The following is a 26,769-nucleotide window of genomic DNA, read 5'->3' as shown; positions in this document are numbered from 1 at the left end:
TCAGAATAACACTAAAAATCCACTTTATTATAGCAATTGTTATCTAGTCCTCAAAAACATAATTTTCAATTAATTATAAATTGAAATGAATGTTTTATTTGTTATATTTCATCATATCCTAATAGTGGATTTATCGCCTCAAGGAGCATTTCAATGTTCAATATAGCACTATTTGGCGCAGGACGTATCGGGCAGGTTCATGCTGTCAATATTGCCGGCCACAAAGAAACTACACTTTACTCTGTGATTGACCCTTACCAACCTAATGCACAAGCATTGGCTGAGAAGTACCAAGCGAAAGTTCAATCTACAGAAGAAGCGATGCAGGACCCAAATGTTCATGGCGTTCTGATTGCTTCTGCAACGGATACTCACGCAGATTTAATTGAACTTGCTGCAAAAAATAAGAAAGTGATTTTTTGTGAAAAGCCGGTGCACTTAGATCTTGAGCGTGTTAAAGCGTGCTTAAAAAGCGTTAAAGAGCACAATGTACCTCTCTTTATTGGCTTCAACCGCCGCTATGACCCACAATTTCGCCACCTGAAAAATTTATTCGAACAAGGCGCAATTGGTAAAGCTGAATCTTTAATTATTACATCACGGGATCCATCACCTCCACCAGCGGAATACGTTAAGGTTTCCGGTGGTATGTTCAGAGATATGACAATTCATGACTTTGATATGGCTCGCTTTATGATTGGCGAAAACCCATGCTCAGTCTATGCACAAGGTAGCAATGTCGTTGACCCTGCAATAGGGCAAGCAGGGGATATTGATACCGCGTTTATTATTTTGAAATTTCCATCAGGAGCCATGGCAACCATCTCTAATAGCCGTCGTTCAGGTTATGGCTATGACCAACGTATCGAATTACATGGTGAAAAAGGGTTGTTAACAGCAGGGAATATCAAAGAAAACAGCGTTGAGTTTTTAAGTGACGTTGGTTGCTTATCCGCAAAACCTGAATTCTTCTTTTTGCAGCGTTACCACGAAGCGTATAAAGCAGAATGGGAGCATTTTGTCGATATCCTTGCAGGCCGTGCTGAATCAGAGACAACAGGTACAGATGGTGAATTGGCGCTTTACTTAGCAGACAAAGCCCTTGAATCACTAAAAACAGGCAAAGAAATTCAACTTTAGTTTTAAATACCTCTTGTTTACCGATTACTAAATAAAAAGCGGGAAATGCCATTCCCGCTTTATCAGTCACCTTACATAAATTTATGCGCTAATTATAAATAGAAAGGCTTGGGGGTACTAATGCTGGCTCTACTTTCATTTATCGGCTTTACCTTATTGGTTGCTGGGATTGCTTATTATAAAACCCGAAATGCACATTTGACCTCGTCTGCCGAGGGCTATTTTTTGGGTGGCCGTTCCATGACTGGCCTGTATATCGGTGGCTCTATGCTACTGATGAATTTATCTACTGAACACCTTGTGGGACTAAATGGTTTATCTTTCCGAACCGGTTTTATTGTAATGGCTTGGGAAGTTATGGCGGCATTAACCATTGTGTTATTCGCTATTTATTTTTTACCGAAATATCTTAAATTAGGTATTTCGACTATTCCGGAATATTTAGAGCGCCGTTTTGATAAAAACACCTTATTAATTACCTCTATTTTATTCCTCGCAATGTATGTGATTTCATTGCTACCTATTGTGTTATATACGGGAGCTATTGCTCTTGAAAGCTTATTCCAAGTTTCACATGTTTTTAATGTTGATAAAACAACCGCCCTGTGGATTATGGTATGGGGAGTTGGTGGTTTAGGCGCTATTTACGCCATTTTTGGTGGTATTAAGGCGATCGCGATTGCAGATACTGTGAACGGCGCAGGTTTGATTATTGGCGGTCTATTAGTGACAATATTTGCCCTGATTTATGTGGGAGATGGCAACGCTTGGGCTGGATTAACTGAAGTCTATCAATCACATCCAGAGAAATTTAACTCCATTGGTGATGAAGATTCACTCGTACCGTTCTCAACTCTATTTACAGGGTTAATTGTTTCAAATATGTTTTTCTGGTGTACTAACCAGTCAATTGTCCAAAAATCATTGGGTGCTAAAAACTTAGCGGAAGGGCAAAAAGGGGTGATGCTCTGCGCGTTCTTTAAGTTGATCATCCCATCAATCATTATTTTACCGGGTATTATTGCATTCCATATTCTTAATGGCGAAATTGATAATCCAGATAACGCTTATCCCGTCTTAGTACACATGGTTCTACCTGAATTCTTAGTTGGATTCTTTGCCGCGGTGGTGGTTGGTGCAGTTTTCTCAACATTTAGTGGTGGTTTGAACTCTTCGGTCACTTTATTTACGGTTAATATTTATAAAGATCGTATCAATAAGAATGCGACAGAAGCTCAGACGGTTAAAGTCGGTAAATATTTGGGGATCGCTTTAGCGCTGGCAACCATGATTATAGCTCCTTTGGTTGCTAATGCTCCTGATGGCCTATTCTATTTAATTCAACAATTACAAGGTATCTTTAACGCACCTATTTTAAGTGTGGTGTTAGTTGGTTTGATGACTAAGCGTGTTCCTGCCATTGCTGCAAAATTAGGTTTATTGTTTGGTATGTCTGCTTACATCATTTGTAACTTTATTTTGGATCTAGATATCCACTTCTTCCATTTAGTGGGCATTTTGTTTGTCGCAAATATCCTCTTTATGCTGACTATTGGTTACTTCTTCCCGGGTAAACCTTATGAAGATGTTTATACTGAACAGGTTGATATCTCACCATGGCGTTTTGCGACTCCTGTTGCTTGCTTGATTGTACTAGGCGCTATCTCAATGTATGTCTATTTGGCTCAAGGTGCACCAAGCTATGTCATGATTGGTTACTATATTTTTGCCGCTATCCTTTTAACCTTTATTATTTATAAATTCTCAAAGGCGTGGTTAGTGGGTAAAACTCAGTCGGTTAATGCATAAAGGAGAGTGACGTATTATGGAGCCATCACTTATCCCGATGGTTAAGCAGTTTATCTCACAGCGTGACCCATTTGATCGCTTAGATGATATGCAGCTAGACCAATTAGTAAATAGCGTTGAAATTAGCTATTTGACTCAACGGGAAGTGTTGAAGCCGCACCAAATTGCTGGTCAAGGTTTATATCTGGTAAGAACGGGGGCGGTGGAACAACGTTATGAGGATGGCTCCTTAAGAGCAAGGCTGGGGTCTGGGGATGTTTTTGGGTTCAGTGTGTTAAACAAAACCCCAGAATCCCCCGGTGAATACCAAGTGATCGCTATAGAAAACACATTGCTTTATTGCATCCCTCGCGACTCGTTGTTGTTAGCGATGGAACAAAACCAAGCGGTTCGCCATCATTTTGCTTGTGAGGAAGGGCAGCGATTAGCATCACGGCCCAAAATCGATAACCTCACAGAAGATAGCCTGTTGTACTTAAATCCAGTCTCCTCCATTGAAAATGGCAATATCGTCGTGATTACACCCGGCACAAGTGTTCAAGATGCAGCTCAAGAGATGGTGCGAAAGCACCGTTCATCGGCATTAGTCATGGATGGGGAGACATTACTCGGGATCATTACCGATCGTGATCTGACGAAGCGGGTTGTGGCTTTAGGGCTGGATATTAAAACCCCCGTCAGCAAAGTGATGACTGAAAACCCAATCACCATTGCAGCCAATGCTCCTATCATTAATGCCATTGAATTGATGATGCAGCATAACATTCGTAGCTTACCAGTGATGACAAACCACCGTATCACTGGTGTTTTAACTGCAACGAGCTTAGTGCAGAAAAACAGCATGCAAGCGGTGTATTTGATTAGCCGCATCTATCGCCAAGAGAGCCTTGCTGAATTAAAAATGCTTGGGGTACAAAGGCAAGCCGTGTTTGAGTCTTTGATTGAATCCGGTGTTCAATCACACACTATTCAATTAATGATGACATTAATTGCTGATGCATTTAATAAGCAATTGTTAAGGCTGGCGGAACGAGAGCTAGGAGAGCCTCCCTGTGACTATTGCTGGTTTGCCGCAGGTTCACAGGCACGACAAGAGATGCATTATCTTTCAGACCAAGACAATGGGATCATTTTAGCGCGTGAAGTGACTAAGGAGGAGGAGGGCTGGTTTAGGCAACTGGCAGAGTATGTCTGCTATGGTTTAGACGAGTGCGGCTATTCTCTCTGTCCTGGGCATATTATGGCGACCAATCCCAAGTGGTGTAAGCCGTTAACACAGTGGCAGACCTATTATCAACAGTGGCTCAAAGAGCCTGAGCAACTGGCCTTATTAAACATTTCAGTTTTTTTAGATATTCGGTTTCTTTATGGTAGCCAAGTGCTGTTTAACTCATTGGTGCGTTCAGCAGAATCACATTTAAAAGGAAGTAAGCGGTTACTTTCAATGTTGGTCGCTAATTCAACGCGCATAAATCCACCTTTAGGTATGTTTAGGCAGTTTGTGTTGGTTAAAAATGGCGAAAACCACAGTGTCTTTAATATTAAAAAGCAAGCCGTTAATTTATTAGTGGAGCTTGCACGAGTTTACGCATTAGAAGCTGGTATTTTTACGCCATCAACCTTGACTCGGTTTGAAGTGGCGCGTGATTCAGGCATTATCAGTGCAGCGTCTTGCCAAGAGTTAACAGAAGCTTATTTGTTTATTAATCAGGTGCGATTTGGCTGCCAGCGCAGGGCATTGTTAGCCGGAGATGCGTTATCGAATTTAATTGTGCCTCAGCGGCTCACGCAATTTGAACGAAATCATTTGAAAGATGCGTTTCGTATTATAGCTCGCACGCAAGAAGCGGCGGAACAACGTTATCATGCTAAAGGTGTGATGAAATGATAGGTTCAATGCTGTGTTACCATCAGCCATTGGCGCGTTTAGCACGTCGCCGTGCGAAATTATTGCGTTCACCCCAACTACCGAAGCTATTGCAGGCAGCCTTACAATCACCGATACCGAGCGAGGATAGTTTATTAAAAACCCAACAAATTCTGTCGATTGATTTAGAAACTACAGGGTTAGATCCTGAAAAAGATAGAATTTTAAGTATTGGGATGGTGACCATTGCAGATAGCAAAATCCTACTCAAAAGCGCCCAACACTATTATGTGAATGATAACGAACCGGTGAAAGCAGAAACGGCGGTGATTAACCACATTACGCCGGAACAGCTCAGCGATGGGGTATCGTTGCCTCACGCCATTGCATCATTTTTACATGAAGCAAAAGGTAAGTGTATTTTGGCGCACGGCAGTGCGATAGAACATGCTTTTCTTTCTAAGGCATTGAATATCAAAGAACTCCCTTTGCTCTGGTTTGATACGCTTAACATTGAAAAAACGTTACTAAGCCATAAGAATATTAATCGTAATGATTTTAGTCTGTCAGCCTTAAGAAGCCGTTATCAGCTACCCGATTATGATGCCCACAATGCGCTCTCTGATGCTATTGCTACAGCAGAACTCTTTTTAGCGCAATCTAAAGTGATTTACCCTTCCCAACATCCTGTTATTAAACAGCTCTATAAGCGCTCACAATAATATTTATAATGATTTTTTGAAATTTTCATTTCATTTTTAACCCTTTTTTATTTCATTCGTGAGATCAGATATAAAGAATATTATTTTTATTTCTTTATATATTAACTAATTACACAAAAAATTAAGGCTAGATCACATAATGAAATTAATATTTCTCGTTTTGTTGAAAATGAAATAAATATTCCGTATAAAGTCAGTATCAAATAAAAACATCAGGCACAGACATCGGGCTAGCTTGCGCTACACATGATGAGTTGCACGAAGGGAGAATACAGAATGAAAGAAATCCGCATTGGTCTGATTGGTACTGGCTATATTGGTCGTGCTCACGCAATAGCTTATGCGCAAGCGCCGACTGTTTTCCCATTAAAAGGCAAATTGGTTCGCGAAATGATCGCGGAAGTCACGCCTGAATTAGCCGAAGCACGTGCTAAAGAGTTGGGCTTTAATCGCTCAACGGATGATTGGCGAAAATTAGTTGCGGACCCAAACATTGATGTGGTCGATATTTGTTCACCAAACTTTTTGCACAAAGAGATGGCGATGGAAGCAATTAAGCATGGCAAACATGTTTATTGCGAAAAACCATTAGCCCTCAACTCTGACGATGCGAAAGAGATGGTGGCTGCCGCTGAGAAAGCTGGTGTGAAAACCTTAGTGGGTTTTAATTACATGAAAAACCCAACGGCCCAATTGGCAAAAGAGATCATCGCTAATGGTGAGATTGGAGAAGTTATTCATTTCTACGGCACTCATAATGAAGATTATATGGCAGATCCTAATGCACCAATCCATTGGCACTGCTTTAAAGAAAAAGCCGGTTTAGGTGCTCTAGGTGATTTGTCAGCCCATATTGTCAACATGGCGCAATTCTTAGTCGGTGATATTGAAACGGTATGCGGTGATATGGAAATTGTCATTAAGCAGCGTCCAGAAAAGGCCGGCTCGTCAGTGATGGTCGATGTGGAAAACGAAGATCAGGCTCATGCCATGGTTCGTTTTGCGAGTGGAGCGATGGGCGTTATCGAAACTTCACGGATCGCGGCAGGGCGTAAAATGGGGTTAACCTATGTGGTTACGGGTACTAAAGGGACTTTATCCTTCACCCAAGAGAGAATGGCTGAGCTAAAACTATACCGCCATGATGAGCCTTCCAATCGCCAAGGTTTTAAAACAATTTTAGTTGGCCCAGAGCATCCTGACTATGCACCTTTCTGTAATGGCGCAGGGCATGGTATTGGGTTTAATGACCAAAAAACAGTTGAAGTCCGCGATTTAATTGATGGTGTCGCGACCGGTGAAAATATGTGGCCTGATTTTGAAGAGGGCTGGAAAGTGTCGCGTATTCTCGATGCTATCGCACGTTCTTATGAAGAACAGCGTTGGGTTAAAGTCACTGAAATCAATTAATTCTGTTCAAGGGGTAATTAATGGATAAGCAGAAGAAGTTAGATGTTATCTGCATGGGCCGTATCGCCGTTGACCTTTACGGACAGCAGATAGGTGCACGCTTAGAAGATATGAGTAGCTTTGCTAAGTATCTCGGAGGATCTTCAGGGAACGTTGCGTACGGAACAGCAATACAAGGCTTGAAGTCATCAATGTTGGCGCGTGTTGGTGATGAGCACATGGGACGTTTTATCCGTGAAGAATTACAGCGGGTAGGTTGTGATACTAGCCATCTAATTACGGATAAAGAGCGATTAACTGGGTTAGTGATCTTGGGGATCAAAGATGAAGATACTTTCCCTCTGATCTTCTACCGTGAAAACTGTGCTGATATGGCTATCACGCCAGATGACTTTAGTGAAGAGTACATTGCATCGGCACGTTGTCTGGCGATTACAGGCACCCATTTATCACACCCTAAAACCCGAGCAGCAGTGTTAAAAGCCCTAGAATACGCGAAACGCAACGGGGTGAAAACGGCGATTGATATCGATTACCGTCCAGTACTTTGGGGACTCACTTCATTAGGGGATGGTGAAACCCGCTTTATTGAATCGGACAAAGTGACAGAACAACTGCAAGAGGTTTTATCGTTATTTGATCTGATTGTCGGAACAGAAGAAGAGTTCCATATTGCAGGTGGCTCTACCGACACCATTCAAGCACTAAAAAATATTCGTCAATTGACCGGCGCTGAACTGGTGTGTAAACGAGGTGCACTTGGATGCTCAGTATTTACTGATGCAATCCCAGACACCTTGGATGAAGGTATTACTGTCAAAGGGGTACGGGTTGAAGTCCTGAATGTATTGGGAGCAGGTGACGCCTTTATGTCGGGCTTACTTCGCGGTTATCTCAATGGGGAAGGTTGGGAAAAAGCCTGTACTTATGCCAATGCGTGTGGCGCGCTGGTGGTTTCTCGTCATGGCTGTGCACCAGCGATGCCAAGTCAGCTTGAGTTAGATAACTATCTTGAGCGTGCGGCGGTTGTACCGCGCCCTGACTTAGATCCGATGTTAAATCACTTACATCGTGTTACGACTCGTGCAACACAGTGGGAAGAGCTGTGTGTCATGGCTTTTGATCATCGAATTCAGTTCGTTGATATGGCTCGCGCGGCGGGAGCTGATGTTTCATGTATTCCTTATCTGAAAAAATTGATTTTCCGTGCCAGCCGTGAAGTCGCGGAGGAAGCAAACTTACAAGGTAAAGCGGGGCTACTGTGTGACAGTACATTTGGTCAAGACGTGCTAAATGATGTGACGGGACGTGGTTGGTGGATTGGGCGTCCAATTGAACTACCGGCTTCAAGACCACTGTGTTTAGAGCACGGTAATATTGGCTCACAGCTAGTCAGTTGGCCAAAAGAGCATATTGTGAAGTGCTTAGTTTTCTTCCACCCAGAAGATAACCATCCACTACGCCTTGAGCAGGAAAAAACGGTACAAGAGGTCTATAGCGCTTGTTGCCAATCCGGCCATGAACTACTGCTTGAAGTTATTCTACCGGCTGATATGGAACGTAATGACGAACTATACCTCAGAGCCATCAAACGCTTCTATAACCTTGGTATCAAGCCAGATTGGTGGAAACTGCCGCCATTGAAAGCCGAGAATTGGGATGAAGTGGATAGATTGATCCAAGAGCGAGACCCTTACTGCCGTGGTGTCGTGTTACTGGGTCTTGATGCGCCACAATCAGAGCTAGAAGCGGGTTTCAATGCTGCTGCTGGGAAATCGATTGTAAAAGGGTTTGCAGTAGGTCGCACCTTATTTGGTAAACCTTCTCTCGCATGGATGAAAGGTGAACTGGATGATGACGCGTTAGTGCAGACCATTAAATCTAATTATCACAACCTGATCGCCTTATGGCGTCAGCGTAAATAATTTTATTCTTACCTATACACAGGAGCTTCATCATGGCAATCCAACTCGGAATTAACCCTTTGACATGGACCAATGATGATTTACCAACATTGGGCGCAGAAACGCCTTTAGAAACATGTTTAACTGAAGGTCGTCAGGCGGGGTTTGCCGGTTTTGAATTGGGCAATAAATTTCCACGTAAAGCCGAAATTTTAGGGCCAATTTTAGAAAAGCATGATCTTAAATTAGTTTCAGGTTGGTATTCAGGCGAACTACTGACTCGCAGCGTAGAAGAAGAAATTGAAGCAGTGCAAGGCCACTTAGCGTTATTACGCGATTTGGGCGCAAAAGTGATGGTGTTCGCGGAAGTCACTCACTGTATTCATGGCGACCAAGACAAACCTGTCCATATGCGTCCTTTGTTCCCTGCGGATAAATGGGAAGAATACGGTAAAAAATTAACCGAATTCGCTAAATATACCTTATCTCAAGGCGTACAAATCGCGTATCACCATCATATGGGAACCGTGATCGAATCAGCGGAAGATGTTGATAACCTGATGAAACACACCGGTGATGAAGTTGGTTTACTGCTTGATACAGGCCACTTAACGTTTGCCGGAGCAGATCCTGTCGAGGTTGCGAAACGTTGGGCTAAACGCATCAACCACGTTCACTGTAAAGATATTCGCCCTGATGTGCTAAAAGACGTGAAAAACCGTAAAACCAGCTTCTTAAATGCTGTTTTAGCGGGTGTCTTTACGGTTCCTGGTGATGGTTGTGTTGATTATCCAGCGGTATTTAAAGTATTGAAAAATAGCCAGTATGAAAATGGCTGGTTAGTGGTTGAAGCGGAGCAAGATCCTGCCATCGCTCATCCGCTGACTTATGCGACAATGGGCTATAAGAATCTGCATAAATTCGCGAAAGATGCAGGTCTTATCTAAATGACCATGGATAGCAAATCTCAATTATTTGAGTTGCTAATAATTGAAGAGTGAAGTTAGCCCGATGAGTCGAGTGATATCGATGATTCGGGTAACTGAGCTTCCACAGCTTAAAGTATTTTTTAGAGGCCGAGGTAAGCGATATGTCTAAATTATTATCAAAGTATCATTCTCCAGATGCGCATAAGCGTACTCAGCATATTACGCCTGAAATCGCCAACTGGGGATATGTGCACTTTGATGTGTATGAACTCAAACAAGGTGAATCTATTTCCTTGCCGGCATCTGAGAATGAAGTTTGTCTAGTGTTGGTTGCAGGTAAAGCAACGGTGAAAACGCCGGGGCAAACATTCGAAAATATCGGCGACCGTATGGATCCTTTTGAGCGCAAAAAACCGTATGCAGTTTATGTGACAGCGCAAGAAGCGGTTGAGGTGAAAGCAGAAACGGCGCTAGAGCTAGCAGTATGCCAAGCAAAAGGTAAAGGCACGTATCCGACACGCTTGATAGGGCCAGAAGACATTGATGCTGAGCAGCGTGGTCATGGTAATAACAAGCGTTATGTTCATAACATTCTACCTGATAATAAATCAGCAGATAGCTTACTGGTGGTTGAAGTCTTTACTGATGAAGGGTGCACAAGCTCTTACCCAAGTCACAAGCATGATACCGATAATGAACCCGCAGAAACTTATTTGGAAGAAACCTATTACCACCGTCTGAATCCATCTCAGGGTTTTTGTATGCAGCGTGTTTACACGGATGATCGTGAATTAGACGAGTGCATGGCGGTATATAATAAGGACGTCGTCATGGTGCCTAAAGGCTACCATCCAATGGCAACAATGGCGGGTTACGATAACTATTACTTAAATGTAATGGCTGGCCCGACACGTAAGTGGCTCTTTACGTGGGAAAAAGACCATAGTTGGATCAATAGTGAAACGTATGCCGCTAAACATCGTGATGAAAAGTAGTTATTAATACTCACAGACGGTTGTTTCTTGAATTAGTGAGAAACAGCCGAGGTTGTAGAGTACGTACCAAAACCAAAATCTGTTATCTATTGTTTGCCGGTAATTTATTACCGGCTTTTTTGTTTATTACGATATTAATAAGTTTACGATGCCATTATTGCCAGTAATAAACAGTATAAATGTGAAAATTTGAATTGTAATATCAGTCACATTATTAATATATTAACCTGTTTGTATGTTTCCATTGTGTTAATTTTGTGTAAACAAAAAACATGATGAGTGAGGTGTCAATGAAGCGTAAAACAGGTTTTTTCTTCGATGAACATTGTTTTTGGCATAGTACTGGCTTACATGCCACAACGTTACCCGTTGGCGGCTGGGTACAGCCTCCCGCTGGAGCTTCACATGCGGAATCACCGGAAACGAAAAGGCGGCTGAAAAGCCTAATGGATGTTTCTGGTTTAAGCCGCTCTCTGATTTTATCTTCCGCTGAGCCTGCAACTGAAGAGACATTACTTAAAATACATCCTCAAGAATATTTAACCCGTTTTAAACAAGTGAGTGATAATGGGGGAGGGCTGTTGGGAAAAGAAGCACCATTAGGCCCTGGAAGCTATGAGATTGCTAAATTATCTGTAGGATTGGCTTGTGCTGCTGTAGAGGCAGTACTTAAAGGCGAACTGGACAATGCTTATAGTCTTTCACGTCCACCGGGTCACCACTGTTTACCGGATGAATCGATGGGATTTTGTTTCCTTGCGAATATCCCATTAGCGATCGAACGCGCTAAGACACTATTTAATATTGAGCGTATCGCTGTCATTGATTGGGATGTTCACCATGGCAATGGAACTCAACATATTTTTTGGGATCGCTCAGATGTTTTAACCATTTCAATACACCAAGATGGTTGTTTTCCTCCTGGGTACAGTGGGGAAGATGATATTGGTGGTGGAGATGGTACAGGGTATAACATAAATATTCCGCTACTCGCGGGAGCAGGGCACAACAGTTACATCTATGCGATGGAGCAGATAGTGATCCCTGCATTGGCACGTTTTAAGCCTGAATTGATTATTGTGGCGAGTGGTTATGATGCGAATGCCATGGATCCATTAGCCAGAATGCAACTGCATAGTGAGAGTTTTCGTGACATGACTCGTCTTGTGATGAATGCCGCGGATAGCTTGTGTGACGGTAAGTTAGTTATCGTTCATGAAGGTGGATATTCAGAGGCGTATGTGCCTTTCTGTGGACTTGCTGTTATAGAAGAGATGAGCGGTGTACGTACCGAAGTGGCTGACCCCTTATTGGATTTTATTAGGTTACAGCAACCAAGAGCGGAGTTTGAACATTTTCAGCAACAGTTACTGGATAAGCTGAAAAAGAAATTTGGCTTATAACCAAATAAGTTTAGGTTTGCTCCTCGTGATGTGAGTCAGGAGCAAACCCTGCTTTTTAATAAGCAGCTGTAAATTGTTTGCGAATAAATTGCGGCTTTTCTGCTTCATCAAGAATGGCAACCGCAAGATCTTCAACTGAAATTTTGGCAGGAACGTTACCGTTCATCAATAATTGGTTGCCTGCAAGCCGAAATGTTTGTGTGCGCTCACCTGATTCTAACACCGCGGCAGGAGAGACAAATGTCCAATCTAGCTCGGGGGTGTTTTGCAGTTGTTGTTTGAACTCTCTGACCGCTTGCGCTCCCGGTTTGATTTCAGCAGGGAAGTCAGGGGAATCGATTAATTCTACTCCAGGAGCGATTTCAAGACTCCCAGCACCCCCTACGACAATAAAGCGTTTCACGCCAGACTGTTTGACGGCCTGTAAAATAGCCTGATTGCCTGTCACTGTATCTTGATATAGGTTTGGGTTTTGCCAACCGCCATTAAAAGCACTGATTACAATATCCTGCCCTTTAAGGCGTGCTGTTAGCCAAGCAATATCAGTAACATCCCCTGAAGCGGTGACTAAATGAGCATGTTGCTGTAGTTGGTTACTATGGCGAGAAATGGCTGTCACTTGATGTTGGCGAAATAAGGCTTCATTCACGAGAACCTTGCCGACGAAACCCGTCGCTCCAATAATCGATATTTTCATCATTTTCCCCGCAAGTTATTAATAACATTAAGCTATAGTTAAATTTTATAGCTGCAATTGGATCAGATTTCCTACATCGCTCTATTTGAGTATATCTCAATGTGGAGAAGTATAGTGGTATTCCCTTAACCATTTACTGAACATTACGCGCAGTTTTCGGGGGAAATAATGGAAACGCCCTGAACACTCAGGGCATCTTAGCTAGACAGGTTGTTATTTGGCATCCCTAAACAGTTTTAAGATGATACTTGTGATAATGGCAATAACGCCACCTAATGCCGTTTCCAATACCCTATCAAATAGCAGTACATAGGCAGGGTGTCGCCAATAGATGACCTGTTCAAGCACGGAAAGGATCAAACTTGTCACGATAAAGGTCATAAAAGTATAACCATGATGGAAACTCATCGGCATTAAAAAGGCAAAAACCACAATAGCGGTAAGACCAATATAAGGCATCAAAGGGGTATTGAATAAAAAATAAAGTAAAATAACCGAGAGCAAACTACCCGCAACACGTTGTAGCGTTATATGAATAATACTTTGTGATTTTGGATGTAGAACAAACACAAATGTCAGTAGCGTCCAATAAAAATGGCCGAGCTCCAACATCCGAGGGATCGCTAACGAAAGTGATAAACCAATAGCATAAGTCATCGACCGAGGAATAATGTATTTGCGTAGCGTAAATAAATTTTGTTCGACGAGGCTACCAGTAAGGATAATATGGCGATGCATCTTCTTACTTAGCAGGTAACAGGTCATTAGGGTGACGCTGCTCCCAATTAAAAAACCCAGTGCAAGGCTCTTTGATATATCCGGTAGAACCGTTCCAATGGTTGACATGATAATCATAAATTTCATCGTCAAATCCATAACGGGATCGGTTCCATAGAGTTGATAATAAATAAAAGAGAAAATAGCTAGGTAAACATAAAAGCTGGTGCCTAACCGTAAGGTATCCCCAATAAAAATGGCGAGCATGATCATGGCTAACCAAAAAGCCGTATAGAAATAGTTTTTATACTCTTTAGCGGCGTTAAAAAGGTTAAAGGCATATAGTGTTGAGAAAGCGGCCCACATAGAAGCTTGTACATCCATAATGGCGAAAGCAACTGCTGCACTTAATAGCATACAGCCACTAAACATAAGACCGTCATTAATCGCTGGTATTTTCCTCATAAAAAGATGCTCACAAATTGCGGTGTAAGTTATTATTTATTAAAGTAAATTTATACTATCATAAATATCAGCCAAAGGTCTGTACTCAATCAATTAGAATGAAAATAGACACAAAATGCCAAATTCCATCTAACGGTATTTTTTGCCATCTAAAAATTGCATAATAATCTAAGAGCATGTCATTAGAATTAAAATAAGGAATCTGTAATGCAAGTGAATCCCCATGATTTTGTCTGGATCAGCAGCCTTGATGATTTACCCGTGGAATCACTGCCGGAATGGGTTATTTCTCAATGGAATAAGCAATTGCCATTGGTCGTGCGCCGAGAAGCAACGGATGAAAATAAACTTTCAGTGGGTATTCGAGGGATCAAACCGGGACAGCGTGTTATTACTCAAATAGATAAGTCAGCAATTACTCATATTATGAATGTAGAGTCTCTCGTTTCTAACTCACGAGAATTACAGCGTTCTATGTTTATCGCATTACCGCCAGTACAAGTATTATTATTACTTTCACAGCATAATTGGCCATGGAAATGGGCGGTGACAGGGAGCTGTGCCTATACATTAGTGACCGATATTCAAAGTATGCTCGCAGATTGTGATTTGGATGTTTTGATCCGTTGCCCTACGCGCCACAAAAAAGAAGACTTTGCGGAGTTTGCCATTAAAGCGAATACGCCTTTATGCCGCATTGATATACATGTTGAGACACCAAAAGGTGGTTTCTCTTTGGCAGAATGGTTTAAAAACGAAAAAGTCACGCTTCATACGCCGAATGGCGATGTCATGACAGCAGATCCATGGGATGAAAACCTGTAATTGATGGTGTTACAACCGATATTTGCGGGCGATTTAGCCATATTGAACAAAAATTAGTTTTGATGCTCGTACAGATGATTTTTTTATAAACAATCGGTTAAGTTGGGCTGCAAACAGCCCAATCGTATTAGATATGTTCAACGCTTGGCTCTTCAAGCCCTGCTCGATACCATTCCTGCATTGCCGGTAACGCTAGCATGCGGTCAACCCATTGTTGAGCGGCATTACTCATAGGCAGTTGATAACTACGGATCCTAAAGGCGACAGGGGCGTAAAAAGCATCCACCGCCGTAAATTGATTTCCTGCTAGCCATGGTCCACCAAAGGTCGTAAAGCCTTCTTGCCATAACTGTTGAAGCCGATTAAGGTCGGCTTGTAATTCTCGAGAAAGTTTTTCTAATGGAGCTTGGTGAGTCAGATTCATCGGGCATGTTTGGCGAAGCGCCGTGAATCCAGAGTGCATTTCTGCACTAGCGCAGCGAGCCCATGCACGTGCTTGTTTATCAGCAGGCCATACTTGAGGGAACGCTTCATAGAGATACTCACAAATCGCCAGCGAATCCCAGATCGTTTGCTTCCCATCGACTAAGCAAGGAACAAGGCCAGTGGGCGAGAAATTTTTAAACTTATCGTGGCTACTTTTCCCTCTACCAGTTTCAAAATAACAGAGGTTTTCATCGAAAGGGATACCGAGCGTTTTGAGCAAAACCCAAGGGCGTAGTGACCACGAAGAGTAATTTTTATTAGCAATCCAAAGTTTGTACATAGTATGACCACCCTATATCGGTAGAATAATGAGAGGGAAGATAGTGGCTAACAAGCCCATTTAATTTAAGTGTTTTATGGACAATGACAACGATTTATTAGACAGAATACAAAATTAGGTTATATTTTTTTTATATAAGTTATAACGAAAATTATAGTTGCAATAAGAGTAATAAAAATAAATGGTTTCTTTTATTTACATAAACTGAAGATAATTTTATTTACATTAAATGATTGGCACTAGACAAATTGAAATTTATTGAAAAAACGATAATGTTGATAGTATTTGAATATGTTCAACAAAATATTTGTTTAAGTTAGGGATAGGAATAATTTAAAAATCCCCTTATGATTACGGCAGGTTATTAAAACAAATGATTACCTTTTAATTTATAAGGCTATTTATCATGCAATGGAAAAATAGTGCCACTCGTTATGGGCATATATCACTGCTCATACATTGGTTAGTTGCGATTGTTGTATATGGAATGTTCGCACTGGGTTTATGGATGGTGACCCTTGGTTACTATGATAGTTGGTATCATCAAGCACCCGAAATTCATAAAAGTATAGGTATTTTATTATTTATTGTTATGGCATTTCGTGTGATTTGGCGGTTTATTTCTCCGTCACCTAAACCGCTTGAGAGTTATAGTCGTTTAACCAAAATAAGTTCAGCGATCGCACAAATATTAATTTATGTGATTTTATTTAGTATTTTGATCAGTGGTTATTTAATCTCAACTGCTGATGGCCAACCCATTAGTGTTTTTGGTTGGTTTGAAGTACCCGCTTTATTTACTGGTGCAGCAACACAAGCAGATACAGCAGGGGATATTCATCTTTATCTTGCTTGGGCAGTTGTTTTGCTATCACTTTTACATGCCTTTGCAGCATTTAAACATCACTTCTTTGATGGTGATATTACTTTAAAAAGAATGTTGGGTTTTAATCCCGATAAATAAACGTGGAGAAAGATATGTTTAAGAAAACGGTTCTTGGTCTGGCAACTGGAGCATTATTTTTAACAGCAGGTTCTGCATTAGCTGAAACCTATAAATTTGATAAGCAAGGTCAACACGCATTTATCGAATTCCGTATCCAACATTTGGGTTATAGCTGGGTTTATGGCAGCTTTAAAGACTTTGATGGTAGCTTTACCTACGATGCAAAAGATCCTGCAAAAGACAAAGTCGAGGTGACAATTAAAACGGGTAGCATCGATACTAACCATGCTGAACGTGATAAGCACCTACGTAGTGGCGATTTCTTGAATGCGGCGAAGTACCCAGAAGCGAAATTTGTCTCTACTGACGTGAAAAAAGAGGGTGAAAATTACAAAATTACAGGTGATTTCACACTCAATGGTGTCACTAAACCTATCACTTTAGATGCTAAATTGATGGGTGAAGGTAAAGACCCTTGGGGTGGATACCGTGCTGGTTTTGAAGCACAAGGGAATATTAAACTGAAAGATTTTAACATCAAATCAGACTTAGGTCCTAAATCTCAAGAAGTTGAGTTGTTAATTTCAGTTGAAGGCGTGCAAGAGAAGTAATGATTCTTTAGCCTAAAATGCCCTCAATGCGACCCGCGCATTGGGGGCAATATATTTGGATTTTTAATTTCCTTTTTTCCTATAGCTTAATGACTTTGTAACAGGGTAGAATACATTAAAAATCAAATGGCTTGATCGTAAGTGCTTATTTAGGATAAGTCAGTTGAGGCGATTTATTAGTCAGGCATTGTTATAAAGGTATAGGCTCTTGGAGACAAATAATTCACGTAAAACAGCACTGATTGTTGTTGTTATTTTTATCGCGTTTGCACTCGGTTTTTATTGGTTGGGCAAAGATAACAATACATTATCAACACAAGCAGAGGCTGAAGTTCAATCAAGCTCTTTAGAGGCACCATTAAGCGTTGCTCAGATAGAGGCATTATCTGATATCGAAAAAGATATGCCGGTTATTAAAACGATAAAAAAAATCAATCCTGATGTTTATCAAGCCATAGAAAATATTGTTCGTGATTACGATCCTTCTAATGAACTACTGAGCCGACATATGTTTGATCAGATAGTGGGTAGTGTCATGAAGCTCGTGACTGAACGTATCCCTTATGCTTCGGATGAATCCATCATTAATTTTACCAGCAAAGTGAACGATTATTTAAATGTGCTGTTGGAAGCAGACCCGTCAGGAAAAACCTGTTTCTATTCACTGTTCCCATATTTGCGTGATTCAGCGGCGATTATGCCACCACAAAAAAGTCATTCGGTCCTCCTTAAACAATTAGAGGCAACCAATGAATTACTGATTTCCAGTGAAGCTGGCGTTAAACAGCCGACATTGTCGAATGAAGAAAAAAACACAATTCTGACGAATATTCAGGCTAAATTAACTGCAAAATATGGTAAGAAAACCTCATTACTAGGGGATTTAGAAAAAGCTAAGCAGCAACCGGCCGTCACTTGCCGTATTACAATGAGTTTTTACGATCACATTTTGGCGATGCCAGATAACCAGAAAAAAGCGGCCTTTTTACGCTCTCTATTCGCTGGCACGAATCAATAATCAGTGACGCAATATCTCATCTTAAAATGATGGGATATTGCGTCATCATGTTATTTCCCTGCCAAATATGACGGTTTAATAGACAAAGTCGAATATATCCTCACATTAATGAATGTATTTTTTGAAGCTAAATAGCCTTTAATTGTTATTGAATGTTTCAAAAGGTTGATTCGTCCTGCGCATAGCTCATAATTCTTCTATACTTTTATCATCAAATTATATTTTCAATTTTATGATGAATATGAACATGTTAATTGAGCCAAGTTGATACATTTTATTTATTCAGTCCATCACTGTTTGACGATGTGTAAAGTCTATTGGCGGTAACTCTTTGTTTCTAGGAGGTCAGATGTCGTTTGTTAAGAAAAGCATGGTTGCACTACTCACCGCGGCCGCAGTTTATGTTCCCTCAGTTGTCACTCAAGCATGTACGCGCGTCGTGTATTTAGGTGAAGATCAGCAAACCATGACAGCGAGGACGATGGACTGGAAATATGATATTGGGACTAATTTATGGATATTTCCGCGAGGAATGAAGAGAGAGGGTATCGCTGGGCCTAACTCCCTAAAATGGACGTCAAAATACGGTAGTGTGATTGCATCAGGCTATGATATTTCAACGACCGATGGGGTGAATGAAAAAGGTTTAGTGGCTAATTTATTATGGCTTGCAGAATCACAATACCCGCCAGCGAATGATAAGCAGCCAGCGCTCTCTATCTCATTATGGGCCCAATATATGCTTGATAACTTTGCGACGGTGGCTGAAGCGGTAGAAGCATTAGAGAAAACACCGTTATTGGTTATGACCGATAACGTACCCGGGCAAGACCGTTTAGCCACTTTGCATTTATCATTGTCAGATGCGAGTGGTGATAGTGCGATTGTTGAATACATTAATGGTAAGCAAGTTATTCACCACAGTCGCCAATATCAAGTCATGACAAATTCACCTATTTATGAAAAGCAATTAGCTATGCAAGAATATTGGCAAGGAATAGGTGGTACGGTTATGTTGCCGGGCACAAACCGCTCAGCGGATCGGTTTGCACGTGCACAATTTTATATTAATGCTATCCCACAACAGACAACACCAAATAAAGCTGTTGCCAGTGTGTTCGGCGTTATTCGTAATGTGTCTGTTCCTTATGGATTAACCACAGAAAACTCACCTGAAATTTCCTCGACTCGCTGGCGGACTCTAGTTGATCATAAACGTCAACTCTATTTCTTCGAATCCGCTCTAACCCCAAATATCTTTTGGACTAACCTTAAGAAGATTGATTTCTCTGCTGAAACGGGCAAGGTGAAAAAACTGACCCTCGGTGCTGAGCAGAGTCATATTTTTTCTGGCGATGCGACCAATGAGTATGTAGAGAGTGAGCCTTTTGAGTTTTTAGGTTTATCAGCAAAACAACTGGGTTATTAATCTTCCGCTATCAACCTTCTGGTTTTCCAGAAGGTTGATTCTGATCAAGCTACCAAACATCATCTTATGAAACCTTTGCAGGTCGATTAATAAAGTTATAAGATGTATTTAATATGCAACTTAAAGGTGATGATATGAGCGAGTTAGTTTGTTATAAGACTATGCCTGTGTGGGATAAAGCCTCTCTTCCTCTGATGTTTCAAGAGCGCCATAACACGAAAGAAGATACCTATGCACAACTTCGAGTACTAAAAGGATCACTCGATTTTGTTATTTTTTCAGAAGACGGTAGCGAGCAAAAATTTACATTTGATATTAATAACCAACCACCGATTATTGAGCCTCAAGTTTGGCATCGAATTTCGGATTGCAGCGATGATATGCAGTGCCAACTCTCCTTTTTATGTCATCCCGATATCAAATTCTATAAAGAATATGGCTTAACTATCCCACATTCGGAAGTGAGATTTTTGTGTGAAAATAACCTGTCTCAGCCATGTAAAACGTTAGATTTAGGATCAGGACGTGGACGCAATAGCTTCTATCTTGCATTGCAAGGTTATGACGTGACAGCGGTAGATATTAACCCACAACATATTCAGGCCATTGAATTTGTCAAAAAACAAGCTGGTATAGAGAATATTAAAACTGCGATTTATGATATTAATAGCCATCAAATCAAAGACGATTATGATTTAATCATCTCTACCGTTGTATTAATGTTTTTGCAGCGTGAACGTATTGCGGATGTTATTGCTAACATGCAAGCACACACATTACCGGGTGGTATTAATGTGATCGTATGTGCTGCTGAAACGCCAGATGCTCCTTTAGATTTGATCCCATTCAAATGCTTCCTCAAAGCAGGGGAGTTGCATGAATATTACAAAGACTGGGAGATTTTAAAATATAATGAAAATCCTGGTCATCTGCATAGAACGGATGCGCAAGGTAACCGTATAAAACTTAATTTCGCGACATTAATTGCCAAAAAGCGGTAGTGTTTGATTAGGTTAAGACAATTGCGGGATGTGTAAAACATCCCGCTGGTTGATTAAGCTTAGCTCGCCGCTTTGGTTTGCTCTGCTGATTTTTCTTGTGCACTTCTTTGCAATGTTCTTTCTAATAAAACCGAGTAAAGTGGTCTACCACCTAAAAATTGTGCCACCATGGTCGCGCCTAGACAGGTAATAATCATAGGTAAAATAAGTTGGTAGTTACTGGTCATTTCGAGTACTAACACTAACCCCGTTAGCGGCGCTCTGACTGTCGCGGCAAATAAAGCGCCCATACCCGCAATAGCAAAAGTACCCACTTCAATGTGGTAATCCGGAAAAAGCTCTAACACGCAGTAACCGTAAATGCCCCCGAAAAGCGTACCTAAAGCGAGTAGTGGAGAGAAAATACCACCGGGGGCACCAGAGCTAAAGCTGATAGAGGATGTGAGGAAGCGTAGGGCAAAAAACAGTATTAAGACCGATACAGTAAAACTTCCTGCTACCATTTGATGGATCACAGAAAAACCGCCTCCAACAACTTCAGGAGTATAAACACCAATAGCACCACAGCATCCACCGATTAGGCCTCCCATTAATACAAAACGAGAAACTTTATTTTGATAAAATGCGAGGAATTTCGTTTGTAGATAAAGCAAAAAGCGGTTAAAGCAAATACCAATCACCCCAAACAGCATTCCTAAAATTAAATAAAGCCATAATGTATTTAAGGGGGCAGATGAAAATTGTCCAATATTTAAGATGGCGGCTTGACCACTGATTAATTGGTAGACAATGGTAGAGGTAATTGAACCAATAAACACCGCTTTTATGGATATTAAGCTATATTTAAACTGTGGACGCATCTCTTCAATAATAAATAAGATACCTGCCAGTGGGGCATTGAACGCCGTTGATAGCCCCGCTGCTGCACCCGCAGCTAATAACGTATGACGTGATTCATTATCTTTAATACGAAAAATATCATAAAACATTTGGCTGATATTGGCGCCGAGCTGTACTGTTGGGCCTTCGCGGCCTAGCACCATTCCAGAGCCTAATGCACCTAATCCACCAAAAAATTTCACGGGGATAACGCGCCACCATCGTACAGGGCGTAGGTCTTGTAATGCGCCTTCAATTTCAGGTATCCCTGATCCCCCTGACTCTGGTGAAATTTTCTTGACGAGATAATAGCCTATCATCGCTAATATTGCAGATACTGCAAACATAGCAGGAATAAGTAGCCATTTGTCGGTAATAAGTTCATTAACAGAACTGCTTCGATAGTTGCTCACCCATGTTGTGCCTAGTTCAAATAAGGTTCCCACCAAGCCAACAAATGCACCAATGACCGCGGATAAAAGCAATATGCCAAATGGGGTCTTATTAGATTCTTTTAATCGTCTGAGTATTCCGAAACGATATTTCATTGCGGATTGACTCATTGAACTTTGTTCAGACATCTTTTTATGACTCTCTATTAGTGATGTATAGCAACTTATTGTAATTTTAGTATGACAAGCAGTATGTCAAACCATACCACAATTTTATTGTCAGGTATTTTATTTAATAAACAAAGCAAATAAAACGTAAGACTTTACTTTTTTTAATTATTGGAATATGACGTTATTTAATTAAAGTGAAATTAATAAGTCATAAATGTGTAATCATTTATAATATCTGTATAAAGTAAGCTAGTTTAAGTAAATAATAAGGGATATGCGCTAAAGTTTATTAGATTTGTTAATAAAATAATCGGTAAGTTAATATTTAAGTTGGGGAATGACAGGACGTTTGGGGATAATTGCGTATGATGGAATTCACCCCACTATGAAAACCATAATGGGGGTGAATTACTTAAATAGATTTAAAATTGGTAAATTAAACCTAAGCCAAGCACATTGTCTGTATTGATACCATAGTCATCGGTGAATTGGTTATCTTTTAATAAATTGATTTTGTAATCAATGACAGCGGCCATATTCTTGTTGAAATCGTAGGATGCACCAACCGCAATATACTTCACTAAGTCTTTATTGCCATAATTACCTAGGTTTTTACCTTTAGATTGGTTATAGCCAATGGAGGGGGTCAGGCCAAAATCGAACGAATACAATGCAACTAGTTCAAGATTTTCTGTTTTGTTGGCAATCGCCTCAGCGTCATCGTCGCCAAATCGGGTTGTGTTGAGTGTTTGCCCATACATCGCGGCTAAATATAACTCATCAAGTTCTAATTTACTGCCAAGGTTCCAAGCTTCGGCGCGTTTTCCTGTTGCTCCCGTTTTAATATTATTCTGGCTTGGCGTACGCGATGAATTTGAATAACCGCCACCAATTGAGAGACCCCAACCTAATTCATAAGCGGTAGAAAAACCGTAGCCATCACCATTGTTATCTAATGCGCTTGAGCCGGTTGATTTATTTTGATCGCCATTTTTACCTTGGTACTGTAGAGCGAAGCTTAAACCATCAATATAACCAAAACCATTGTTATTACGATAAGTTAGTAAATTGCGGTTACGGCCCATCATGAAGGTATCTTCTTGATCCATGGTATCAGCACCCCAAAGTGGCAATACGTCTGTCCAAGCATTGGTATCATAAATCACACCATAATTACGACCGTAATCAAGTGAGCCGTAGTCTGCAAATTTTAATCCAGCGTACGCTAAACGATTTTGGTTATCATTACTGGTTTCCGCTTTATTGGTCGACGTTTCCCACTCAAAACGACCAAAACCAATTAACTGGTCTGTAATTTGCGTGTCACCTTTAAACCCTAAACGGACTCGTGAATCATCCCCATCTTCCCCGCTTTTTGCATCGGCAAAATAGTGGCGAACATCAATTTGACCGTAAACATCCAGTTTATTGCCATCTTTGTTATAAACCTCAGCAGCATTGGTAACACCCGCCGCGAATAATGTGCAGATAGTCACTGCAAGAATAGTCTTTTTCTTCATAAAAAATCCTTTAAGCCATTTACTAACTAAGTGAAATCTTTTTGTACCTAACAAATTAAGCGCGGGTATTATCAAGTTAACAAATCAAATTTAGCAAGTACTAATTCGAGCAAAAATGAAACTATTTATCTTAAGGATACTGTCATAAGGCTAATTTTCCTTATTTTATTAGTGAGATAGATGCAAATAGTTCTCATTTACTAAAAACATTAATATAGATCAATAAAGCATCAGATAAGCTTTAAATCCGCTTTCTTATTATCGAAAAAGGTTTAATCTTAATGTTGTATTCAAAATGCAACTTATGAGGCAATGAACATGTACTGTGTGCAATGTGAACAAACAATTAGAACTCCAGCTGGCAATGGCTGTGCATACGCGCAGGGTATGTGCGGTAAAACGGCGGAAACGTCTGACCTGCAAGATTTATTAGTGGCTGTACTACAAAGTCTGTCGGCGAGTGCAGTTACGGCCCGTGAATTGGGAATTATTGACCACGATGTCGATAGCTTTGCTCCTCGAGCTTTTTTCTCAACACTGACAAACGTTAACTTTGATTCAGAGCGTATTATTGGCTATGCACGTGAAGCGATTTATCTGCGTGATAAATTAATCAAGCAATGCCAAGCTAAAAATAGTGCCATTGTGTTTAATCACCCCCTGATTAATATCCAATTAAATGGCAACGATATTGCGACCTTGCAAAAACAAGCCGAAGCGTTCGCACTTGATATTGATAAAGCACAAGTGGGTGATGATATTCATGGCTTACGCATGCTTTGCTTATATGGGCTAAAAGGTGCTGCCGCTTATATGGAGCATGCTCATGTATTGGGCCAATATGATAATGAGATTTATCGTCAATATCATCAAATCATGGCGTGGCTCGGTACGTTACCAGCGGATATGAATGAACTGCTTGATAACGCGATGGCGATTGGCCAAATGAATTTCAAAGTCATGGAAATTCTAGATGCAGGTGAAACAGGGGAGTTTGGTCACCCTGTGCCAACAGAGGTCAATGTTCGCCCTGTTGCTGGTAAATGTATTCTTATTTCAGGCCATGACCTGAAAGATTTGAAAATGTTGTTAGAACAAACGGAAGGAACGGGGATTAATATTTATACTCACGGTGAGATGTTACCTGCTCACGGTTACCCTGAACTTAAAAAATATTCACACCTTGTTGGTAACTATGGTAGTGGTTGGCAAAATCAGCAAACGGAATTCGCGAAATTTCCGGGTCCTGTGCTGATGACTTCAAACTGTATTATCGACCCTGATGTCGGTCAGTATAAAGATCGTATTTGGACTCGCAGTATCGTGGGTTGGCCTGGAGCGAAACATTTAACGGGAGATGATTTTTCTGAAATGATCAATCAAGCTCTATCAATGAATGGCTTCCCATATACAGAAATTGAACACAAAATTACGGTTGGTTTTGGTCGTCAAACATTATTGAGTGCCGCTGATACCGTAATTGATTTAGTTTCACAGAAAAAATTACGTCACGTATTTTTAGTAGGGGGTTGTGATGGTAGCCGTGGTGAGCGTAGTTATTATACGGATTTCGCTCGCAGTGTACCGGAAGACTGCTTAATTCTCACGTTGGCATGCGGTAAATATCGTTTCAATAAATTAGACTTTGGTACATTGGAAGGCTTGCCTCGTCTACTAGATGTGGGTCAGTGTAATGATGCTTATTCAGCAATCATGCTTGCAGTGAACTTAGCCGAAAAATTAGGTTGTGGCGTTAATGATTTACCATTGAGCTTGATTCTGTCTTGGTTTGAACAAAAAGCGATTGTTATTTTACTGACGCTGTTGTCGCTGGGCGTTAAAAATATTTATACCGGCCCAACAGCACCTGGTTTCTTAACTGAAAACTTATTAAATGTACTGAACGAAAAATTCGGTATGCGTAGCATTACAACAGTTGAACAAGATCTAGCTGAAATTTTGCCTGCTTAATATTAAGAGTGAAGGGGGGATATTTCCCCCCAATTGGAGTGATAGGATGACAATGCCGAGTAGTTTATGTCCAAATAGAATGCAAATACATTCTATTCATCAAGAAACCTCCGATGTATGGACGATTAATTTAATCAATCACGACTTTTATACATATTCACCCGGTCAATATGCACTTGTTAGTATTAAAAACAGCGATGAAATCATGAGAGCTTATACGATTTCATCGACACCTGGGCAAAGCCGTTTTATCACGATTACGGTAAGACGCTTAGAACAAGGCACAGGATCATGCTGGTTAACGGGGGCAGTAAAACCCGGTGATTATCTATGGCTTTCTGACGCTCAGGGGGAGTTTACCTGTGCAGAGCTCAATAGTAACCAATATCTGATGTTAGCCGCTGGCTGTGGTGTGACGCCAATTATGTCGATGGTGCGTTGGTTGATGGCTAATCGGCCTCAGGCGGATGTCAAAGTTTTGTTTAACGTGCGTGATAGCCAACAAGTCATTTTTGCGGATGAATGGGATCAGTTGATTGAGCGATATTCATCTCGATTACAACTGTGCATTATGGCGGAAACGCCAGATAATGGTGGCGTCGCAGAAGGGCGATTAACCCTTGAGAAACTTTCTGCCTTGGTGCCGGATATTAGCGCTAGAGTGGTCATGACTTGTGGGCCTACACCTTATATGAAGAATGCTCAGCAATTCGCTAAAAGCCTAGGTGTACCTGCTGATCATTTCTTTATGGAACGTTTTTCGCTAGAGCCGGAGCCGGTTGACAGTGAAGACGTAGTGACATTAAAAATACGCCACCGTTTGGTCGATTTTAAAGTTCCTGTCGGAACGTCGTTGCTGTCGGCTTTAGAACAAAATAAACAGCCAGTCATTGCGGCTTGCCGTGCTGGTGTTTGTGGTAGCTGTAAAACAAAAGTACTCTCAGGCAATTATACGACGAGCAGTACCATGACATTGACAGAAGAAGAGATTGCGGCCGGTTATGTCTTGGCTTGTAGCTGCCAATTACAAGGTGATACAGAAATAGCGTAAGTGACCTCATCAATGAACTGTCTCATTATAGTGGCTAAGTAATGAGACAGTGACCTATGTATTATTTATTAAACAAAAATACGTAATTGGTTGTAAGTTATTATATAATAAAAGGTAACTGAATATCGATA

The 26,769-nt window shown here is 40.9% G+C and carries 22 protein-coding genes; 17 read left to right on the top strand and 5 right to left on the bottom strand.

What is annotated here, in order from left to right; all coding sequences use genetic code 11:
• Positions 1-153 precede the first annotated feature (153 nt).
• From iolG to PR699_RS05640, 9 genes are all read left to right on the top strand, one after another.
• A complete protein-coding gene (iolG, locus tag PR699_RS05680; RefSeq protein ID WP_004922108.1) occupies positions 154-1,140 on the top strand; it encodes an inositol 2-dehydrogenase in 987 nt (328 codons plus the stop codon).
• A 120-nt stretch (positions 1,141-1,260) separates the two neighbouring features.
• Positions 1,261-2,949 carry a solute:sodium symporter family transporter gene (locus PR699_RS05675; RefSeq protein ID WP_004922104.1) on the top strand — a complete coding sequence of 563 codons (1,689 nt, stop codon included), beginning with the start codon at positions 1,261-1,263 and terminating at the stop codon, positions 2,947-2,949.
• 16 nt (positions 2,950-2,965) lie between these two features.
• Positions 2,966-4,837: a DUF294 nucleotidyltransferase-like domain-containing protein gene (locus PR699_RS05670; protein ID WP_014656439.1), complete on the top strand. Its 1,872-nt coding sequence runs from the start codon at positions 2,966-2,968 to the stop codon at positions 4,835-4,837.
• Positions 4,834-5,538: a 3'-5' exonuclease gene (locus tag PR699_RS05665; RefSeq protein WP_004922098.1), complete on the top strand. Its 705-nt coding sequence runs from the start codon at positions 4,834-4,836 to the stop codon at positions 5,536-5,538. The genes PR699_RS05670 and PR699_RS05665 overlap by 4 nt, the downstream gene beginning before the upstream one ends.
• Before the next feature lie 276 nt (positions 5,539-5,814).
• Positions 5,815-6,948 (top strand): Gfo/Idh/MocA family protein, encoded by a 1,134-nt coding sequence (locus tag PR699_RS05660; RefSeq protein ID WP_014656438.1) that lies wholly within the window; start codon positions 5,815-5,817, stop codon positions 6,946-6,948.
• Positions 6,949-6,968: 20 nt separating this feature from the next.
• On the top strand, positions 6,969-8,873 hold the full coding sequence (gene iolC, locus PR699_RS05655; protein ID WP_004922090.1) for a 5-dehydro-2-deoxygluconokinase: 1,905 nt from the start codon (positions 6,969-6,971) through the stop codon (positions 8,871-8,873).
• A gap of 32 nt (positions 8,874-8,905) precedes the next feature.
• Positions 8,906-9,799, top strand: coding sequence for a myo-inosose-2 dehydratase (gene iolE, locus PR699_RS05650; protein WP_004922086.1), 894 nt, complete (start codon positions 8,906-8,908; stop codon positions 9,797-9,799).
• A 143-nt stretch (positions 9,800-9,942) separates the two neighbouring features.
• Positions 9,943-10,776 carry a 5-deoxy-glucuronate isomerase gene (gene iolB / locus PR699_RS05645; RefSeq protein ID WP_004922083.1) on the top strand — a complete coding sequence of 278 codons (834 nt, stop codon included), beginning with the start codon at positions 9,943-9,945 and terminating at the stop codon, positions 10,774-10,776.
• Positions 10,777-11,066: 290 nt separating this feature from the next.
• Positions 11,067-12,179, top strand: a complete 1,113-nt coding sequence (locus PR699_RS05640) for a class II histone deacetylase (RefSeq protein WP_014656437.1) — start codon at positions 11,067-11,069, stop codon at positions 12,177-12,179.
• Positions 12,180-12,234: 55 nt separating this feature from the next.
• Here PR699_RS05640 and PR699_RS05635 read toward each other — a convergent pair whose 3' ends face one another.
• Both PR699_RS05635 and PR699_RS05630 read right to left on the bottom strand, forming a co-directional pair.
• Positions 12,235-12,876, bottom strand: a complete 642-nt coding sequence (locus PR699_RS05635) for an NAD(P)-dependent oxidoreductase (RefSeq protein WP_014656436.1) — start codon at positions 12,874-12,876, stop codon at positions 12,235-12,237.
• Between the two features lie 213 nt (positions 12,877-13,089).
• On the bottom strand, positions 13,090-14,058 hold the full coding sequence (locus tag PR699_RS05630; RefSeq protein ID WP_004922072.1) for an FUSC family protein: 969 nt from the start codon (positions 14,056-14,058) through the stop codon (positions 13,090-13,092).
• 207 nt (positions 14,059-14,265) lie between these two features.
• On the opposite strand from PR699_RS05630, the gene PR699_RS05625 reads away from it, so the two are divergent.
• Positions 14,266-14,883 carry a malonate decarboxylase holo-ACP synthase gene (locus PR699_RS05625; RefSeq protein WP_004922067.1) on the top strand — a complete coding sequence of 206 codons (618 nt, stop codon included), beginning with the start codon at positions 14,266-14,268 and terminating at the stop codon, positions 14,881-14,883.
• Between the two features lie 127 nt (positions 14,884-15,010).
• Here PR699_RS05625 and PR699_RS05620 read toward each other — a convergent pair whose 3' ends face one another.
• On the bottom strand, positions 15,011-15,649 hold the full coding sequence (locus PR699_RS05620; RefSeq protein ID WP_014656435.1) for a glutathione S-transferase family protein: 639 nt from the start codon (positions 15,647-15,649) through the stop codon (positions 15,011-15,013).
• Positions 15,650-16,055: 406 nt separating this feature from the next.
• On the opposite strand from PR699_RS05620, the gene PR699_RS05615 reads away from it, so the two are divergent.
• The 5 genes from PR699_RS05615 (at position 16,056) to tehB (ending at position 20,654) form a co-directional block, all read left to right on the top strand.
• Entirely contained in the window at positions 16,056-16,613 is a 558-nt protein-coding gene (locus PR699_RS05615) for a cytochrome b (protein ID WP_004922061.1), read from the top strand.
• 14 nt (positions 16,614-16,627) lie between these two features.
• Positions 16,628-17,206: a YceI family protein gene (locus PR699_RS05610; protein WP_014656434.1), complete on the top strand. Its 579-nt coding sequence runs from the start codon at positions 16,628-16,630 to the stop codon at positions 17,204-17,206.
• A gap of 208 nt (positions 17,207-17,414) precedes the next feature.
• The gene (locus PR699_RS05605; protein WP_014656433.1) at positions 17,415-18,224 is read left to right on the top strand and encodes a hypothetical protein; all 810 of its coding nucleotides are present in this window, start codon (positions 17,415-17,417) and stop codon (positions 18,222-18,224) included.
• A 349-nt stretch (positions 18,225-18,573) separates the two neighbouring features.
• On the top strand, positions 18,574-19,653 hold the full coding sequence (locus tag PR699_RS05600) for a linear amide C-N hydrolase (RefSeq protein ID WP_004922053.1): 1,080 nt from the start codon (positions 18,574-18,576) through the stop codon (positions 19,651-19,653).
• 113 nt (positions 19,654-19,766) lie between these two features.
• Positions 19,767-20,654, top strand: a complete 888-nt coding sequence (gene tehB / locus PR699_RS05595) for an SAM-dependent methyltransferase TehB (RefSeq protein ID WP_014656432.1) — start codon at positions 19,767-19,769, stop codon at positions 20,652-20,654.
• Positions 20,655-20,713: 59 nt separating this feature from the next.
• Here the strand turns inward: tehB and clcA are convergent, their stop codons facing one another.
• Together clcA and PR699_RS05585 are read right to left on the bottom strand one after the other, a co-directional pair.
• Positions 20,714-22,114 (bottom strand): H(+)/Cl(-) exchange transporter ClcA, encoded by a 1,401-nt coding sequence (gene clcA, locus PR699_RS05590; protein WP_014656431.1) that lies wholly within the window; start codon positions 22,112-22,114, stop codon positions 20,714-20,716.
• Between the two features lie 404 nt (positions 22,115-22,518).
• Positions 22,519-23,616 carry a porin gene (locus PR699_RS05585; protein WP_014656430.1) on the bottom strand — a complete coding sequence of 366 codons (1,098 nt, stop codon included), beginning with the start codon at positions 23,614-23,616 and terminating at the stop codon, positions 22,519-22,521.
• Between the two features lie 318 nt (positions 23,617-23,934).
• Here PR699_RS05585 and hcp point away from each other — a divergent pair, with 318 nt between their 5' ends.
• Together hcp and hcr are read left to right on the top strand one after the other, a co-directional pair.
• The gene (gene hcp / locus PR699_RS05580) at positions 23,935-25,587 is read left to right on the top strand and encodes a hydroxylamine reductase (RefSeq protein WP_014656429.1); all 1,653 of its coding nucleotides are present in this window, start codon (positions 23,935-23,937) and stop codon (positions 25,585-25,587) included.
• Positions 25,588-25,633: 46 nt separating this feature from the next.
• The gene (gene hcr / locus PR699_RS05575; RefSeq protein WP_041705034.1) at positions 25,634-26,638 is read left to right on the top strand and encodes an NADH oxidoreductase; all 1,005 of its coding nucleotides are present in this window, start codon (positions 25,634-25,636) and stop codon (positions 26,636-26,638) included.
• Positions 26,639-26,769 lie beyond the last annotated feature (131 nt).

Origin of the sequence: Providencia sp. PROV268, assembly GCF_028477805.1 — a bacterium.
GTDB lineage: Bacteria > Pseudomonadota > Gammaproteobacteria > Enterobacterales > Enterobacteriaceae > Providencia > Providencia stuartii.
The sequence above is the reverse complement of the archived record's forward strand: the minus strand, read 5'-3'. Positions and strand labels throughout refer to the sequence as shown.